We start from the raw sequence: 17,387 nt of genomic DNA on the forward strand, positions 1-17,387 counted from the left end.
CGATTATGCTAAAAGAACATTACAATGTTATCGAAGCCCACGGAAATACAAACTGTTTCTCCGAACAGAATTTCAACAGACTTCTAGTTACAATGAAAGAGCGCATAGTTCCAGAGGGTTCACATCTATTCTGGGAAGGCGACTACTCGGATAAATTGTTTTATATCAAACGTGGACGTGTGAAATTAACTAAATCTACTGATGAAGGTAAAGAACTCATTCTTTATATGTATCAAGCTGGTGATATGGTAGGTCAAGCAGATCCATTCTTCAGCACTAAGCATAGCTTTACAGCCGAAGTGATTGAAGAAAGTGAAGTTGGCGTCATCGAACAAAAGGATCTAGAAATTCTCATCTGCCAACATTGTGACTTTGCTATCGACTTTATGAAATGGATGGGTATTCATCACCGTCTCACCCAAACTAAATTCCGTGATCTAATGATGTACGGCAAACCAGGTGCACTCTGCTCCACTCTCATTCGTCTTGGCAACACCTACGGTGAGAAGAGCAGCGACGGTGAGAATATCCTTATCAACAAAAAAATTACGCATACAGATTTGTCCAACATGATCGGTGCCACTCGTGAAAGTGTTAACCGGATGCTGAGCGACCTGCGTAAAAAAGATGCTGTTGAGTATGAGAACGGTATGATTGTCATCAAGGACCTTGGCATGCTGCAAGAAATTTGCCACTGCGAATTGTGTCCGAACGAAATCTGCCGGATCTAATTCCGTTATAATATACCCTCTATTCACCTCAATGAAACATACATGACCCAATTATTCTGCATAATATAAAATAGAGTGGTCCAAGGCGCCTAATGCAGGTGTCTTTTTTTTATATTCAACAAAAAAAGAGCTAAACCCAAGATCGGTTCAGCTCTAATATAGTTAATTAAAAATGGATCTTAACGGTTGTTGCGAGCACCACGCACTGGTGAGATCACCCAATAGGCCATACCGACGAATACGCCTCCACCAATGATATTCCCCAAAGTTACAGGGATCATATTATGCAGCCATCCAGCTATCGTAATGGTTTCCGGATGATTTGGAAGCAACACAGCAACACTAAGCAGAGTCATATTAGCCACACTATGCTCATATCCACTTGCGATAAAGGCAAACAGACACCACCAGATTAAAATTAGCTTAGCAGATTCACTTTTAGCGCGTGAGGACATCCATAGCGATAAACAGACCAGCCAGTTACACAGGATTCCACGAAAAAACAGCTCGGAGAACGGGAGACTCATTTTTTTAGCAGCGGCTGTAAAAATCAAATGCTCCGGCGGCGCAGCACTGAACAACCCAGTCCCACGAATTAAAAGTGCTAAAATCACTGCACCTACCACATTCCCGATGAATACAAGAATCCAGTTCTTAACGGTATCCCAGATACTGGTTCTGCCTGCCAGTGTACTTACAGTAAAAAACATATTATTCCCGGTAAACAGCTCTGAGCCTGCAAATACTACAAGCGTCAGGGCGATGCCGAAGGATGTGCCCATAATAAGCGGTTGGAAAGGAGATTTGGCAGCTGCCAGTGGTGCTCCTAGGGAGAAAATAAGGATAATTCCAATGCCTACATAAGCACCTGCCAATAGGGCTGCTAGAAAATATCTTGGCAAGCTTTCATTCATTTTGTCCCGCTTACTGACTGCCGTCTCTACGATGCTCTCCACACTTTGCGTAAACATAATACTCCACCCCACCGTTTTCTATTAAATCTATTACTACACTCTTCGGTGTCTACACGCTCACTGTAACTTTCTCTCCGTCCAGTGTGACTGGATAAGTCACCACACTACCTTGGTCTGGTGCCTGCACCTCACCCGTGCGCAGATCGATTTTCCAATCGTAGAGTGGATCGTACAGATAGTGACCTGACACGATCCCTTCAGCAAGCGGGCCCCCCTTAGGATGAGGACTGCGATTCTCTACTGCATAGATGGCTCCGTCAGAGGCACGGAACACAGCCAGTTCAATATTTCCAGCAATCACTACGCGGCCAATTTGCAGCAGGAAATCCTGTACTGATCCTATTGCATACGTTTGTGTGGTCTTATTCATTGGTCTCTCCCCTTCTGTGTGTGTTATATCCGTTAGACTCTTGTTTCTTCAAAAAGCGCAGTACGAGTGCTGCTGTCATTGAGCATTTTTTTCCAAGGATCCGTAACCTGAGTCAGAGCAAAGTCAATCCGTGCGGCCAGCTCCTTGCGGTTATCTTCATTATTCAAAATGACCATTTGAATCTGCTCAAGTCCCATACGCTCAACCCACTCGGAGGTTCTCTCCAAATAATTGCCGGTCTCACGGTAATATTGCATCACAGAGGAGCACACTTCGATCAACTCTTCATCGGTCTTTATTTTGCAGAAGGAGTCAGCGATTCGTGGCTTGATCCCACCGTTACCACCGATAAACACTTCCCAACCGCCATCATTACCGACGATGCCAATATCCTTCGTACAGGATTCCGCACAGTTACGCGGGCAGCCGTTGACAGCTATTTTAAACTTGGCAGGAAAATCAAGACGTTCATACTTACGTTCTATGAGCGCGCCCATTCCCAGCGAATCCTGTGTGCCGAAACGGCAGAACTGTGAACCCACACAAGTCTTAACGGTACGTAGCGACTTGGCATAACCATAACCTGATGGCATATCGAGCTCTTCCCATACTTTCGGCAGATCCTCTTTTTTCACCCCGATTAGATCCAGGCGTTGCCCACCCGTCACCTTCACAACTTTTACATCATATTTAAGGGAGACATCAGCGATTTTCTTCAAATCCTCCGGTGTCGTTACCCCGCCGTACATGCGTGGAATAACGGTATAGGTTCCGTCTTTCTGAATATTGGCTCCCATACGTTCATTAACAAAGCGTGATTCCTTCTCGTCTTGATGTGTATCCGGATTTATCATCCCCAGATAATAGTTAATCGCCGGACGGCATTTAGAGCAGCCTTCCTCTTGTTTCCAACCCAGTACATGCATAACCTCTTTAGTAGTACTAAGACCTTTAGCTGTAATCTCAGCAACAATCTCATCCCGGCTAAGCGTTGTGCAGCTACAAATTCCTTGCTTGGCAGACTGCTCAAAACTATCACCCAGGACAAATTGTAAAATTTGTTCTACAACCGGTTTACAACCTCCGCAAGAGCGCGTCGCTCCTGTACATGCTTTTATTTCGTCCACAGTAGTAAAACCATTTTCTATGACCGCATCCACAATCGCTTTTTTCGTAACCCCGTTACAGCCACAAACGATTTCTTCGTCCGCCATCGCTTCTACGGATGTGCTCTTTTTGGCTCCACTTCCGCAGCAGCCCGTACCCATAACCTCTGTATAAATTTCATCGGTCATTACAGCGCCTTGTTTTACTAACTTTTGCAGGTTAGCCGACTCTGTCACATCCCCGAACAGGACTGCACCAACAATGACATTGTCTTTGAGCAGAATTTTCTTATAGGTTCGCTTCCATTCATCTTTGCTTGAGATTACAGTATGTTCAGGAGAATCCATAAACTCACCTGCAGAAAATACATCCACTCCGGAAATTTTTAATTTGGTGGAGACAACAGAACCTTCATATGGGTTTGTATCGCTTCCGCAGAGATGTTTAGCTAGAACCATCCCCTGCTCAAAGAGCGGCGCTACTAATCCGTAACAAACTCCGCGATGTTCGGCACATTCGCCAATGGAATATACATTTTGCATAGAGGTCTGCAAATAATCGTCCACTACAATCCCACGATTAACGGCAATTCCGCTTTCTTTTGCCACAGTTATATTCGGTTTGATGCCTACAGCCATAACTACAAAATCAGCCGCAAGTGAAGTGCCATCACTAAATTGTAATCCACTTACTCTCTGTTCCCCGGTCAATTCTACTGTTTGTTTGCCCATGGCAAATTTCACGCCTTGACGCTCTAGCTCAGCTTGCAACATAGAAGAGGCATTACGATCCAGCTGGCGCTCCATTAGATCTTCCATCAGATGCACTACAGTAACGTCCATGCCAAGGTTCACAAGACCCTTTGCCGCTTCCAAACCAAGTAAGCCCCCGCCGATTACCGCTGCTTTGTTGTATTGTTTAGCCGCAGCCAGCATCGCATCACAATCTGCAATATCCCGGAAACCCACTACGCCTTCCTTATCACAACCAGGTACAGGTAAAATAAATGAATTCGAACCCGTTGCAATAATCACTTTATCGTAAGAAACAGCCATACCGTTATCCGCAATTACTTGCTTAGAATGCTCGTCAATTCGTGTAACTGTTGTTGCTGTATGCAAGGTAATGTTGTTATCTTCATACCAATTCCAGTCGTTTAGGATGATATCGTTGATGGTTTTGCTACCTTCGAGAACATAGGACAACATGATCCGATTATAATTGGGATGAGGTTCGCTTCCAAAGACCGTAATGTCATAAGCTCCACCTAGCTTCAATATCTGCTCTAGCGTACCTATGCCTGCCATACCGTTGCCTATTAATACTAATTTTTCTCTCTTCGCTGCCATGGTTAGGTGCCTCCTCATTCTTATCCGTTCTTGTTGAACTTTGCTTCAACTTCTCTTCTACATAATGGAATTATACATTTCAAAATTTAAGAGAGATTGTGATTACAGTCACATTAAATGTGAATGTTTTCACATAAAAGTAAGGCAACTTTATTAGGTTATAACTCCCAATAAAAAAAGCCAGATCACGGGTTCTGAGCAACCGTTGATCTGGCATTTATGTACTTTTTTTTAACGTATAGCCAATAAAATCTCCAATTCATCCTGCACTCTAAGCTTCATGTCCATTCCATTCTCAAGCAGCTGCTTCCCATTCACCTTCATCTTCCAAACTTCATTGCTAAGAGGAGTATAATCACCAATGGATAACACCTTTTTGTTGTCTTCGGTCAACTGCACCACACTGCTGTTCTTCAACAAACCTCTCACTGTTAAATCTTCAGTAAATCCCATAACATATGAATGATTCAAATTCACTTGCTCACTTCCACCATTCACGGTCAACAACACAATTTGAAGGGGTTCCTCTTGTTCCTTAGACATCGCCGTAATTACTAATTTTGATTCATGCCCGACTGTTCGATTCCAATCCTCAGGTCCAATGGTCTCCCCATCCATTTGCAGCTCCCAATTCATTCCTGGACCGAGTGAAATATTATTTACCGTTAGAATGCTTGTGTTATCCTCAGAAAAGGTGGCCTTCCCACTACCTTTCAGTAGGTCAAAGATCGTTATCCCTTTTCTGTAGCTCTCGCTAAGCTGCTTGTCCAAAGGGTTGGTAAGCAAGTCATTTCCCGCAACGATAAGCGAAAGCGTAGGCCCGTCTGATCCTGCTAAGCCATTATTCCCTTCATTATTAATGTCAGCAAGAGTGGAACACCCACCTATTATGAATACGATGACTAATCCTAGTAACAACCTCCACATATATTTCGTGGGCATAGTGACACCGCCTTGTCCCGCCTAATGACCACACAGCGTCTCAGGCTTGTAGTAAGTTATGCATACTGTCTATTTAAGAATAACGTAAATAAGCTTTGTTCTCAAATATAAAAAAAGTCCCCTAAGGGACTCTATGAAAACTCATTTTTTCTACTGGAATCTAGGGAACAATATATTATTCTCCAGATGAACATGTTCAAAAGTCATGCTCTCCAGCTCCTCTAGCCGGGCATAAGTCAAACGATAGGTTGTACAAGCATGAGCCGGTGGGGTGAAATCAGCTGTTATTTTGCGTATTTGTCTCAATATATCGCCTGCTGTGTCATGTTCACTCTCAAGGTTAACTAATGCCTCACGAAGTATGGTCAGCCCTTCTTCACTTGGATTGGCATCATACGCTAATAATTTTGGAAACTCGTCTTCCTCTTCTTTAGCTGTATGCTGAAGCAGATCTTCCTTGAGTGCATTAAACAAACTATATAACTCTTCTAAATGAGGGGAATCTCCGCCATGAACCCGGTATACCTTAGTTACATTTTGGCTAATCAGGGGCAGCTCTTCACGCAGGTAATGGTGATGTTTACTCACGATATGCTCGATTAACTCTGCAGAAGGTGCTGTGTTCCATGCGAGTTCTTCTTGAGGTACCGGATATTCCTCGAACAGCTTGTTGAGATCACTAATGATCATCTCTTGATCTAGTCCACGCTCTACAGCTGCTTCAGCAAGAGGTTTGGCGCCTCCACAGCAGAAATCAATCCGTTTGGACTTGAAATAATCCGCAGCTTTTGGGAATTGTAGCACAATATCTTTTACCAGGGCATCTGGAGTAAATCCAGGTTGCACCGATTGCTTATGCTGTAAATCCGAAATTCTATCATTAGGTTGTTTAGTTTCCATAATAGTTCCTCCTCGGGATATGTGATCAGGTTCTGAAAAAATCTTTTCTACCTGTTCACCTTAACCCTGAAAGGAGTTTTGACTTGTGATTGTACTCACGAAAATTGTATCTCTTTGTTGAACGAAAAAGGTCAATTATGGAGATAAATCCCCACAATTGACCTGTCCTTTGTTTACCACACGGGCATCAATAATGTTATTTGTCTTACATTTATCTAATTGGTCACACCAAATCTGTATCTTCTATTGAACATAAGCCTGCATATACGTTCGCTTACCCTTTGCGTCCTTCAAATAAGGTCCTAAACCAGCAAAGCGGGAGTGATCCATATAAACACCAGTCATCCATCTGCCTTCTGTTAGGCCTCCGTTCCATTTGAGGACAAGGTCAGGGGCGGATATCCATTCCTGATATATATTTACATTTTGATCTTTGTACTCTTTACAAGGCTTAGACTGCTCCAGAAGACGTAGATCATTAAGGTAAGTTGGCACGAAATAAGAGGATATCGTATGCAAATCATCTTCATCAAAAAAGGGCTCATCCCCTAAAAAGGGTTTGAATAATACGGTATTCTCGTACATGGACCAAATTAGGGCTTGTAGCACCATGCTTTGGCGAATGCCATTATGGAACTTATATTGTCGTTGATTACTCGCCACATTCACTTCTTGAAGAGGTTCCGTCGACTCCAGACAATGCCGTTCGCAGCCGATACATTTCCAGCCAGAAGGACTTTGAATCCATTTTTGAAAAATAGTCCCGCTATCATTGTTGCCTTTGTAGAGTGAAGAGATAATGCTGTAAGGCACGCCAATCCACGCATCCCATAAGGAATCTGGAAGATGGCTATGCAGCATGAACAACGTCTTGTCATAGATGAGCTGTACTTTGATCGAAGCGTTCTCCAGCTCAGCAACATCCTTTTTTCCATACGTTATTTCCCGGGAAAACAGGGTGGTCTTCATCTCCCTCGCCTCCTAATAGTTTTGCTATGCCTGTACTCCAGCTGAGTAGATTTGAGCAAAAACCAATATTGCAAGCGTTTCCATGCAAGGAACATACAACGTTTTTTCTATTATATTACAGATTTTTTCGATCTGTGCAAGGTTTTTATTTAAAAATTGAAAAGCCCTCCTCCGTTCTTCAGGAAAAAGGGCCACAACACGACTTTGATTTCTACTCTACCCAGCTCTCAGCCCAAGACTGAATCTGCTGCATAACAGGCTCCAGCGCACGGCCTTTGTCTGTTAGTTCATATTCAATACGCACAGGTGTTTCCGGGTATACATGTCTAACCAGAATACCCTCACCTTCCAAATCCTTCATCCGCTCGGACAGCATCTTATCGCTCATTGAAGGAATGAGGCCGGAAATATCTTTAAACCGCTTCGGTCCACTCATCAATGTCTGAATAATAAGTCCATTCCAACGTTTGCCTAAGAAAGAGAAGGCTGTCTCAAATCTGGGACACATCGAAATTTGATGTTCTTCCATTGTTCTCACCTCTCACTAGCGAAACTTACTATTAGTTAGTATATATAATATTAACACATTTCATCCCTGATGAACATCGTTTACTAAAAAAAGTTCATCTGACATTATCATTATATCCTCGTTGTCAATCCCCTGTATGTGCTTTAGATTCCCTTTTAGAGATCGCTTCTGTCACGATTTGCGCCAAGTCATCATTTCCGAATAAGGAGAGTACGCCCAGAACTGTGTCATCAGAAATATCCCCTGCTTCCTCCGCAGAAACCGTTAGGGCAAGCGCTTTTCGCAAGGCTTCATTCCCTTCTTGCTGTGGATAAGCCTGTAAATATAAACTGTGCGGGTCGAGTCCTTGATTCACGCACCACTGGGCGAATACAAGGATCATCATCTCTTCCTCACGCTTATAGCTTTCGATGATTTGTTCCTCCACTAATTTACGGTTGTCTTCCATATTTTACTCCTTTCTTAGAGACCTCATTCAGCAAGCTGAGCTGCCAATCTATGACTAGGCAGAACTGCTGAAGCAGCAATACTGCATAACTCTGGTGTATTTATATTGTTCAGGAAATGATCTACCACTCCACCAAAACCTCTTCTATCCAGCACCGTATCCCAGCTTCCAAAGCCCTGGGTCCGTGGCAAAGCATTTTTTTCATATAGGATGGCTTGGTCCAGATCTGCCACTTCCACCGAACGTCCATTACCGTGCAGCTCCAGCTTCTCCAAATCAACACCCGCCTCACGAAGCATGCTATACATCCCCACTGAGCCTTGCTCCCAACCCAGCATTCCAGATGCCTGCACAAGTCGCCCCTCTCCATTGGATTGAAGATTACTGCGAAGCAGCTCATACTGATCTCCACATAACCATAACAGCAGATCAAGCATATGAATCAAGTCGTCATGCACAGTCTCACGGCTGCTGCCTAACTGCAGCTTTGTGCGATGTTTAATCGCATGGCAATGGCTAATGCCTCCGGCTTCCTCGAGCCAACTCTTGGCAGTGACATACATTGGGGCAAACCGCCGATTAAAGCCCACGCCTAGCAGCAGCCCTTTATTTTCTGCCAGCTCTGCCATCCTTCTGGATTCTTCCAGATCATAGGACAGCGGCTTATCTACATACACCGAAATCCCATGTTCGAGACATTTTGTTACTATATCATAATGGGTCGTCGTTGGGCTATGCACAAATACTGCATCCAGGTCCCAAGACAACAGCTCGTCCAAATTTGTCGTTCCTTTAGGAAAACGGTAGGCATTAACAGCTTGCTCTACTGTTGTGGATGAGTGACTGAGAACCCCCACTACCTCAACTTGTCCATGCTGAGAGAGCAGTGGCAAATATACTTTGCGGGCGATATTGCCAATCCCGATGATGGCGACTCTTTTGCGTGCAGAAACGATCACTGATTTAACTCCCCTCTTTATAATTCAAGAATTTATCTCTCTCTTTGTTCTCTATAAATGCTATTATACCTGCTTGGCGTTCGCCGACAATGATCTTCACTTCAATATTTACTTTTTATCCCGTATGATGAGATGAATGAGTGGAAGAAAGGGTATATTAGCTATGAGAAAATGGTTCTCGATTATTCTTTATGTTTCGGGCACAATCCTTGCGTTTATCTACAGATATGACATCCTTAGCTGGATGAAAGAGGATCATAATCTTTTCGGCTCTATAGGGATCGCAACTTTACTGGCTCTCTTTCCAGTTGTACCGTACAAAGCGGTCATCGGATTTTTTGGTTATGCATACGGAAGTTTGGCAGGTGCTTTAATTTGCTGGGTAGCTACAACCCTTGCTGCCGCATTCCTTTTCGGCGTAGTGAAGTTCTTATTTCAAGATCAAGCGAGAGCTTATCTGACTTCTATTCCCCTACTCGAAAAATTCACAAAAGGCATAGAACGGCGGCCCTTTGCTTCTATTGTCTTAGCACGTCTCTTGCCGATTATCCCGCAGACAGCAGTTAACATCTATGCCGGAGCAGCCGGACTGCCCTTCTGGAGTTATCTTGCTGCCTCAGCTATTGGAAAAATCCCAGGCATCGCCTTGTATGCCTTCCTTGGGGATCAACTGTTCCAGAACCCAGGTAATGCGATTATAGCCATCATTGTTTATGCCATTGTGCTTATTATAGCCGGACTAAGCTTTCGTTACAGTTCACAGGAAGTAAAAAAATACTAGGTAACAGAGAGCTTATTTGGCGTAAGCTGGCAGGCTGTGGTTATTTGCTTTATAATTAGATTGTGATCTATTTAATTGCATTACATGAATGGAGGGATATTAATGAGTGAACATCAGACTAACCATATAAATTCCAAGGCGGAAAAAGCAACCTTTGCAGGTGGATGCTTCTGGTGCATGGTCTCGCCGTTCGAGGAATTGCCAGGCATTATTAGTGTCGTCTCCGGCTATACTGGCGGGCATACAGTGAATCCTACCTATGAAGAGGTATGCTCCGAAACTACAGGACATGTTGAAGCCGTACAAATTACGTTCAATCCAGAAATTTTCCCTTATAACAAGCTGCTTGAGTTATTCTGGCAGCAAATTGACCCAACCGATGCGGGTGGACAATTCCATGATCGCGGCACCTCTTACGGAACGGCTATCTTCACCCATTCTGAAGAGCAGAAGCAACAAGCAGAGGCTTCCAAGGCAGCTTTGCAAGAAAGCGGCCGATTCGCTAGCCCGATTGTTACCCCGATCCTCCCGGCAGCAACCTTCTATCCTGCCGAAGAATATCATCAGGGCTACCATCGTAAGAACCCGGGCCACTACAAACGTTACCGTAAGGGTTCCGGACGAGAGGATTTTATCGAAACCCACTGGACACATAAAGAAGACAAACTAAGCTTGAAAGAACGTCTGACGCCACTTCAATATGAAGTCACTCAGAATAGCGCTACAGAGTCACCTTTCCGAAATGATTTTTGGGATCACCACGGAGAAGGCATTTATGTAGATATCGTATCTGGTGAAGCATTATTCAGTTCGCAGGATAAATACGATTCCGGTTGTGGCTGGCCCAGCTTTACACGTCCGATTCGCGATTACGCCGTGAAGGAAAAGACGGATCTCAGCCATTTGATGGTTCGCACAGAAGTGCGCAGCAAAGTAGCAGATTCCCATCTAGGTCATGTCTTCGACGATGGTCCAGGGGAAAACGGCCTGCGCTACTGCATTAATTCAGCGGCATTGCGGTTTATACCCAAAGAGGATCTGGAGAAAGAGGGCTATGGCGAGTATCGTGTACTCTTCCAGCCTGCCTAATCTTCGATAAGGCGAAATACTGTGCTGTCTTATAGAAAAGCCTCCAATTCACGGTATACCATGAATTGGAGGCTTTTTAATTCATAGGAGCTTATTCTTTATTCTCGTCCTCGTTAGCTTTCTTATCCTTTATTGAGGTTGTCACCGTTGGCTCTGCTGGTGCAGGGAATATCTCCTTGTTCAGTTCCCGATTTTCCTGCCGTATCCGCTGGGTCTGCTGCTCCCGTCGTGCACGGATATTTTTGCGGGCAAACCAAACGATGACTAAAATAATGCCCGCACCGATTAGAATCGGCAATGCGCCTGCAAGAATTACAAAAATCCACTGAAACATAACAGATAGTGCGTTCAGGCTTCCTTTTAAAGCATCCGATGCCCGTTCCAGCAATGGACCTTGCTCTGCCTTTTCCTTCACGGCTAAGCTCTCATCCGTCTGGTACACTCTAAGCTCTACCGTTGAAAAAGATACGTTCTGATCTATATATCGCATTCTGCCTTTGATCTGCTCAATCGTTTCTTGAATCGAACCAAGCTCGTTTGCAAAGGCGACCAGATCACTTGATTTCGTTGCTTTTTTCATAAACTCTGTGTATTGAGCTTCCATTAACTGCTTTGCCTTTAGACGCGACTCCAGATCAACATACTCCTCCGAGACATCCTGACCTTGAATACTGCGCTGTAGCGATTCGTGTTTTACTTTTTCCAAATTATTCAGAAAAGGAGAGAACCCGGAGGCAGGCACCTTAAGGATAAACGTCCCTCCTTGCTCATATTGCGACATGTTTTCGTTAAACTCTATAATATATCCTTTAGCCATCGTTACCATGTTGCGGATTTCAGTCTGAGCTTTACCGTAATCTTCTACTTCCATAGTCAGATTGGCATGATAGATTAGCTTCTTGTTCAACCCTTCCACGACATCACTGCCCGTGAATCCCGCGTTCCCTTGATCCGTGTTCTCTGATGTCAAACCTTTTTCAACTGGGGCTTCGTTGCCTCCCGCTGCTGTCTCAGCTTCTGCTGAGGTGCTCTTATCCGCTAATGTAGCTTTCGAAGATTGCTCAGTGGTTGCTGCAGCAGAATTACTCGTATTTCCGCCGTCACCAGCTAATTTGTCTGCCGCCGAATTGTTATCACCCGAGCCACAACCTGCCAATACCACCGCAAGAATTAATAAACATAAGTAATGCAGACCCCATTTGCGCATTCTCATTCCTCCAAAAGTGTAGTGGTTATCCCTAGCATTGTAACGTTACGGAATGTCATGTTCTGTACAGATCTCTTCCGTCTCTCATTTCTATAACGCCCCAAAACTTGGAAGGTTGCACTGGAATATGGAATTTCGGTAAATTTCTTTTGGTCTTTCATGTTGAATACACAAAAAGCCGCATTTCTGCGGCTCTTATTGGACATATTTTTGATGTGGGAAGGTGACCCGAAAGTTAAAGAACTCATTTGCTTACAAACTCATTATTTGGTACAATTACCACGTCTAACCTAGTAAAAAAAGCCAAATACCCTCTATTCATAATGAATGAGGGCGTGACACGGCTTTGTTGAGACAAGCTCCACCTTGCTAAACAGAGCCGTTCATTGAATGATACTATCAATTACTATAAGGGGAGGTGAACCCTCATGGCAAAAGACGTAGTTTGTGAAGTTAACTCCTGCACCCACTGGGCAGAAGAGAACAAATGCAGCGCTGAATCGATCTTCGTAGCTTTCCACAGCTCCCAAGAACCAAAACGCGCAGAAGAAACAGATTGCAAAACTTTCGAAAGTAAATAAGTAAATGCCTGAAGGGACCCTCCACGGTTCCTTCTTTTTCTTTTTCATTCTAACAAGATTGAGAATTATTATCAAGTAGCTGATTATAAAAAAATAAGTGAACTAAAAAGCCAGGGTAAATTATCCTGGCTCTAATTTATTTATATCTATTTTGATGCAATAACCCCTGACTTTTCCCTCGCAATAGCAGCAGCGCTTACCATGTTACGTAGTGCATCCTCTGTCTCCTGCCAGCCACGTGTTTTCAGACCGCAATCCGGATTAATCCAGAACTGTTCAGGGTCCAGCACCCGCAGCGCACGATCGATATTCGCCGTCATTTCTTCTACAGCCGGAACCCGCGGGCTATGGATGTCATACACTCCAAGACCGATTCCTTTATCATAGGCCTGCTCCTCAAAGCTGATAATCAGCTCCCCATGGCTACGTGAAGTCTCAATGGAGATTACATCAGCATCCATAGCCGATATGGAATCGATCATGTCATTGAATTCGCTATAGCACATATGCGTATGAATTTGTGTCGTAGCCTTCACATGGTTCGTAGCAACGCGGAACGACTTCACTGCCCAGTTCAGGTAATGCTCACGGTCTTCTGCCTTAAGCGGAAGTCCTTCACGTATAGCCGGCTCATCCACTTGAATCATTTCGATGCCTGCATCTTCTAGCGCTTTTACTTCATGGCGAAGGGCAAGAGCAATTTGATTGGCTACCTCTTCCCGGCTGAGATCATCACGTACAAATGACCAATTGAGGATAGTTACAGGACCCGTCAACATTCCTTTAACCGGAAGCTTCGTCAACGATTGTGCATAGACACTTTCTTTAACAGTCATAGGCTGTATAAATGCAACATCCGCGTAGATCACCGGTGGCTTAACGCAACGGGAGCCGTAGGATTGAACCCAGCCATTACTAGTAAACAAGTATCCGTCCAGCTTTTCTCCGAAAAACTCCACCATATCTGTACGCTCGAACTCACCGTGGACCAGAACATCCAGACCTAGCTTTTCTTGGAAGGTAATTGCATCCGCGATCTGCTCACGAACAAATCCATCATAACGCTCCTGATTCCAGACCCCTTTACGCCATTTCAATCTCGCCTGACGCACTTCTACTGTCTGCGGGAAGCTACCAATTGTAGTGGTTGGCAGAAGTGGAAGCTGCCATTTCTCTTGCTGCACCTTTAAGCGTTCAGCAAAAGGCAAACTGCGTTGGTCCGGCAAAGCTGCAAGTGCAAGCACTTGCTCCGCCACATCCTTACGGCCACGCTCAGGTAGTGCGCGGAATGCTGCAATAGCTTCACGACTAGCGGCCAGCGCTGCTTTAGAAGCTTCTCCTTTATCTGCGAGGGCTGCTCCGAGCAGACTAAGCTCTGCAAGCTTCTCATCGGCAAAAGCTAACGCATTCTTAACTGTCGCCTTCAGCTTCACCTCACCTTGAACGGTGACTGGGACATGCAGCAGACTGCAAGAAGGCTGAAGAATAAGACGATCAAGCGGCACATGAACACTGAGCTTTTCTACCAGTTGCAGCTTAGCGTCTAAATCGGAACGCCAGATGTTCCGTCCATCAATAATTCCGGCACCCAGCCATTTGTCCTTCGGCCAACCAAGACGTTCGATAGAAGCCAGATTCGCTCCACCATCGTGCACAAAGTCAAGACCCAAGCCTTGAACAGGCAACTCTAGCAGTGCCTCCAACGGTTCAGCAGCTTCAAAATACGTCTGTAAAATAATATTCAAGCCCGGCACGGAGCCGGCAATTTCTGTGTATATCGAGTTAAGCAGTGTTAATTCTTCTTTACTTATGCCTGTAACAATCGCTGGCTCATCGATTTGTACCCAGCTTACCCCTTCTTGCTTCAGTTCCTGTAGCAGTTGAACATAGACTGGAACAAAACGTGCAGCAATCTTGGCGATATCTGCCGCTGCGTAACCTTTGGACAGCTTAAGGAAGGTATACAGACCTAAAAGTACCGGTTTACCTTCAATCCCTGCCTGCAATTTAGCAAAACGATAAGCCGCTAGAGGTTTATTTTCAGTCAGGCGTGGTGTTTGTGTGCCGATCTCTGGAACGATATAGTGATAGTTCGTATTGAACCATTTGGTCATCTCACAGGCAGTAGCCTCAGTATTACCACGGGCCATTGCAAAATAAAGATCAAGCCCGATGTCGCCGCCATCATACGTGTACCGTGGAGGTACAATTCCAAACATAACAGCCGTATCCAACACATGGTCATAAAAAGTAAAATCATTCACCGGAATAAGCTCAATTCCTGCCTCTTGCTGGGTCTTCAAATGCTGCAGCTGAATTGCTGCCATTTCGGAGCGGAATTGCTCTTCATTTATTTTCCCCTGCCAGTAGGCTTCCAGTGTCTTTTTCCACTCGCGGTTCTTTCCGATTCTCGGATATCCAAGATTACTTACTTTTACTTTATTCGTCATCTCGATACACTCCCTCTTCCATCTCTTATTTCAAACTCCAAAGCTACTTGCTTTCCTATAAAAAAGAGCGCCCTTCCCTAAAAAAGTCAAAGGGAAAGACGCCCATGATATACCCATGGTTAACGTCTAACACCTCCCTATCTTCCGTAGGTGAAGCAGTGCTGTTGAAACAGGCAGGTCTCCTGGCTAGCGGCGTCAACATCTTGAGCAGTCTTCCCAGCAGAAGTAAATTGCCAGTGACCTCTGTTGCTCGAGATTCTTCCGTTACAGTGGCGGGACCGCATCGGCTTCGAACCGAATTTCCCTATTAAGCCTACCGAATTACTATTTTCCGGTCAGCACCTGTCTCCGATATCATTCATCATTTGAGTGTCTTAATCTGATGTCATCATACGTGAAAGCCCCAGCAATCTGCAATAGATTACTGGGGCTTCTGTTATATCGATTCCTTATAACGGACTTAGAAAAATACGAAATATACTACAGCAGCAAGAATTATACGGTATATAGCAAACGGTAAGAGCTTGATACGATTGATCAGTTTTAAGAAGAATCGCATCGATAACAGCGCAAATAGGAAGGCACTAATAAAGCCTGCGATAAAAAACGGCAATGCATCCATGGTGAAATATTGCCAGTTTTTCATCAGTGACAACAGACTGGCACCTGCCATGATGGGTACTGCCATAATAAACGTAAAATCAGCAGCGGCACGATGGCTCATCCCGAGGAGTACGCCACCAGAAATCGTCGAGCCCGAGCGTGAAAATCCAGGCCATAACGAAAAACACTGTACAAGACCTACACCAAGTGCCTGTTTGTATGTAATCTGATCTACACTCTCAGTTCTGACCTTCTTCGGCCCAAACAGATCGGCAATAATCATTAATACAGCCCCTATCACTAGACCAATTAACACCGTTGAGGTAGAGAATAAATGCTCATCAATATAATCATTAAACAGAACACCTAACACACCTGCAGGCACTAACCCTACCAGAACCTGAGTCAGCTTGAGGTGCCCGCTCTGCTCCAACTGCGGTAGCTCCTCTGTTACAGGATCCAACTGCTTACGGCTGAAACGCTTTAAGCCTAACAAATCAATGAACCGATTTCTAAAAATCACAACAACCGCTAATATTGAACCCAGTTGAATAACTACTTTGAAGGTATTTGCCGTATATTGTCCAAATAACTCCTGTGATTTCAGCCACATATCATCAACAATAATCATATGACCCGTGGAGGATACTGGAGCAAATTCGGTTAAACCTTCAACAAGCCCCAAAATAATGGCTTTAATAATCGTTAATAGCTCCATGTGTTTCCCTCCTTTTTAATAGTCATTTCTATTATCAGTCCTCTACCCGCTTAGCCCTCAGTGTTCATTCTCCGGCTGCGTTTGCGGAAGTACAGAAACCCAAGGATAACTAATCCGCCAGCAATTAGTACATAGACTACATTGGAGTACACATCCATGTACATGGCAATGTCTTCCCAGGATTCGCCCAATGCCGCGCCAATAAGCACAAGCAGCAAATTCCATCCCAATGTGCCAATCGTTGTGAAGATCATAAATACTCCAAATTTCATGCCCGACATTCCCGCCGGAATCGAAATCAGACTGCGGACCAGCGGAACCATCCGACAAAACAATACAGTCCAATAGCCATATTTATCAAACCAGGCGTCAGCCTTGTGGATATCTTTTTTAGTGACGCGAATTAGGCCCCCCCAGCGTTCAACCAGCTTCTCTAACCGGCTCACATCCAATAATCGGCCAATATAATAGAGAATTACTGCACCCAGTAGTGATCCAGCCGTGGCAGCAATGATTACACCAGGGATCGTTAAGCTCGTCGTAGTGGTCATAAATCCTCCAAAGGGCAGGATCACTTCTGAAGGAATTGGTGGAAATATATTTTCAAAGGCCAGCATCAGAAAAATACCGAAGTAACCAAACTGCTCCATAAAATCTGTAATCCATGCTTGCATCTTGTT

17 protein-coding genes and 1 riboswitch are annotated in these 17,387 nt (G+C 44.4%); of the genes, 4 read left to right on the top strand and 13 right to left on the bottom strand.

All coding sequences use genetic code 11. The annotated features are described in order from the left end of the window. Positions 1-5 precede the first annotated feature (5 nt). Complete coding sequence (locus tag NST94_RS21320; RefSeq protein WP_036682945.1) at positions 6-731, top strand: Crp/Fnr family transcriptional regulator; 726 nt, start codon at positions 6-8, stop codon at positions 729-731. Positions 732-910: 179 nt separating this feature from the next. On the opposite strand, the gene NST94_RS21325 is transcribed toward NST94_RS21320, so the two are convergent. From NST94_RS21325 to NST94_RS21365, 9 genes are all read right to left on the bottom strand, one after another. Next, the gene (locus NST94_RS21325; RefSeq protein ID WP_339281231.1) at positions 911-1,702 is read right to left on the bottom strand and encodes a formate/nitrite transporter family protein; all 792 of its coding nucleotides are present in this window, start codon (positions 1,700-1,702) and stop codon (positions 911-913) included. 52 nt (positions 1,703-1,754) lie between these two features. Beyond that, a complete protein-coding gene (nirD, locus tag NST94_RS21330; protein WP_076193069.1) occupies positions 1,755-2,075 on the bottom strand; it encodes a nitrite reductase small subunit NirD in 321 nt (106 codons plus the stop codon). A 32-nt stretch (positions 2,076-2,107) separates the two neighbouring features. Continuing rightward, the gene (gene nirB / locus NST94_RS21335; RefSeq protein ID WP_339281232.1) at positions 2,108-4,531 is read right to left on the bottom strand and encodes a nitrite reductase large subunit NirB; all 2,424 of its coding nucleotides are present in this window, start codon (positions 4,529-4,531) and stop codon (positions 2,108-2,110) included. Between the two features lie 231 nt (positions 4,532-4,762). Further along, positions 4,763-5,473 (bottom strand): hypothetical protein, encoded by a 711-nt coding sequence (locus NST94_RS21340; RefSeq protein ID WP_339281233.1) that lies wholly within the window; start codon positions 5,471-5,473, stop codon positions 4,763-4,765. Positions 5,474-5,623: 150 nt separating this feature from the next. Continuing rightward, positions 5,624-6,319, bottom strand: coding sequence for an iron-sulfur cluster repair di-iron protein (ric, locus tag NST94_RS21345; RefSeq protein WP_339174572.1), 696 nt, complete (start codon positions 6,317-6,319; stop codon positions 5,624-5,626). Between the two features lie 297 nt (positions 6,320-6,616). Further along, the gene (locus tag NST94_RS21350) at positions 6,617-7,342 is read right to left on the bottom strand and encodes a hypothetical protein (protein WP_339281234.1); all 726 of its coding nucleotides are present in this window, start codon (positions 7,340-7,342) and stop codon (positions 6,617-6,619) included. 211 nt (positions 7,343-7,553) lie between these two features. After that, positions 7,554-7,871, bottom strand: a complete 318-nt coding sequence (locus NST94_RS21355) for a helix-turn-helix domain-containing protein (RefSeq protein ID WP_036682958.1) — start codon at positions 7,869-7,871, stop codon at positions 7,554-7,556. A gap of 124 nt (positions 7,872-7,995) precedes the next feature. Further along, positions 7,996-8,319, bottom strand: coding sequence for a hypothetical protein (locus NST94_RS21360; RefSeq protein ID WP_076184188.1), 324 nt, complete (start codon positions 8,317-8,319; stop codon positions 7,996-7,998). Positions 8,320-8,342: 23 nt separating this feature from the next. Then, positions 8,343-9,278 carry a Gfo/Idh/MocA family oxidoreductase gene (locus NST94_RS21365; protein WP_076130694.1) on the bottom strand — a complete coding sequence of 312 codons (936 nt, stop codon included), beginning with the start codon at positions 9,276-9,278 and terminating at the stop codon, positions 8,343-8,345. Positions 9,279-9,441: 163 nt separating this feature from the next. On the opposite strand from NST94_RS21365, the gene NST94_RS21370 reads away from it, so the two are divergent. Next, on the top strand, positions 9,442-10,059 hold the full coding sequence (locus NST94_RS21370; protein ID WP_339281235.1) for a VTT domain-containing protein: 618 nt from the start codon (positions 9,442-9,444) through the stop codon (positions 10,057-10,059). Between the two features lie 102 nt (positions 10,060-10,161). Beyond that, entirely contained in the window at positions 10,162-11,148 is a 987-nt protein-coding gene (msrA, locus tag NST94_RS21375) for a peptide-methionine (S)-S-oxide reductase MsrA (RefSeq protein WP_339281236.1), read from the top strand. A gap of 91 nt (positions 11,149-11,239) precedes the next feature. Here the strand turns inward: msrA and NST94_RS21380 are convergent, their stop codons facing one another. Continuing rightward, positions 11,240-12,355, bottom strand: coding sequence for a DUF4349 domain-containing protein (locus tag NST94_RS21380; protein ID WP_179086311.1), 1,116 nt, complete (start codon positions 12,353-12,355; stop codon positions 11,240-11,242). A gap of 428 nt (positions 12,356-12,783) precedes the next feature. Here NST94_RS21380 and NST94_RS21385 point away from each other — a divergent pair, with 428 nt between their 5' ends. Beyond that, the gene (locus NST94_RS21385) at positions 12,784-12,936 is read left to right on the top strand and encodes a DUF1540 domain-containing protein (protein ID WP_076098619.1); all 153 of its coding nucleotides are present in this window, start codon (positions 12,784-12,786) and stop codon (positions 12,934-12,936) included. A 146-nt stretch (positions 12,937-13,082) separates the two neighbouring features. Here NST94_RS21385 and metE read toward each other — a convergent pair whose 3' ends face one another. From metE to NST94_RS21400, 3 genes are all read right to left on the bottom strand, one after another. Further along, positions 13,083-15,386, bottom strand: coding sequence for a 5-methyltetrahydropteroyltriglutamate--homocysteine S-methyltransferase (gene metE / locus NST94_RS21390; RefSeq protein WP_339281237.1), 2,304 nt, complete (start codon positions 15,384-15,386; stop codon positions 13,083-13,085). Positions 15,387-15,540: 154 nt separating this feature from the next. Then, positions 15,541-15,747: riboswitch (cobalamin riboswitch) on the bottom strand. A gap of 99 nt (positions 15,748-15,846) precedes the next feature. After that, positions 15,847-16,707, bottom strand: a complete 861-nt coding sequence (locus tag NST94_RS21395; RefSeq protein WP_339281238.1) for an undecaprenyl-diphosphate phosphatase — start codon at positions 16,705-16,707, stop codon at positions 15,847-15,849. A gap of 50 nt (positions 16,708-16,757) precedes the next feature. Beyond that, the gene (locus tag NST94_RS21400) at positions 16,758-17,381 is read right to left on the bottom strand and encodes a DedA family protein (RefSeq protein ID WP_036682974.1); all 624 of its coding nucleotides are present in this window, start codon (positions 17,379-17,381) and stop codon (positions 16,758-16,760) included. Positions 17,382-17,387 lie beyond the last annotated feature (6 nt).

Source organism: Paenibacillus sp. FSL H8-0282, assembly GCF_037963825.1.
Classification (GTDB): domain Bacteria; phylum Bacillota; class Bacilli; order Paenibacillales; family Paenibacillaceae; genus Paenibacillus_AQ; species Paenibacillus_AQ odorifer.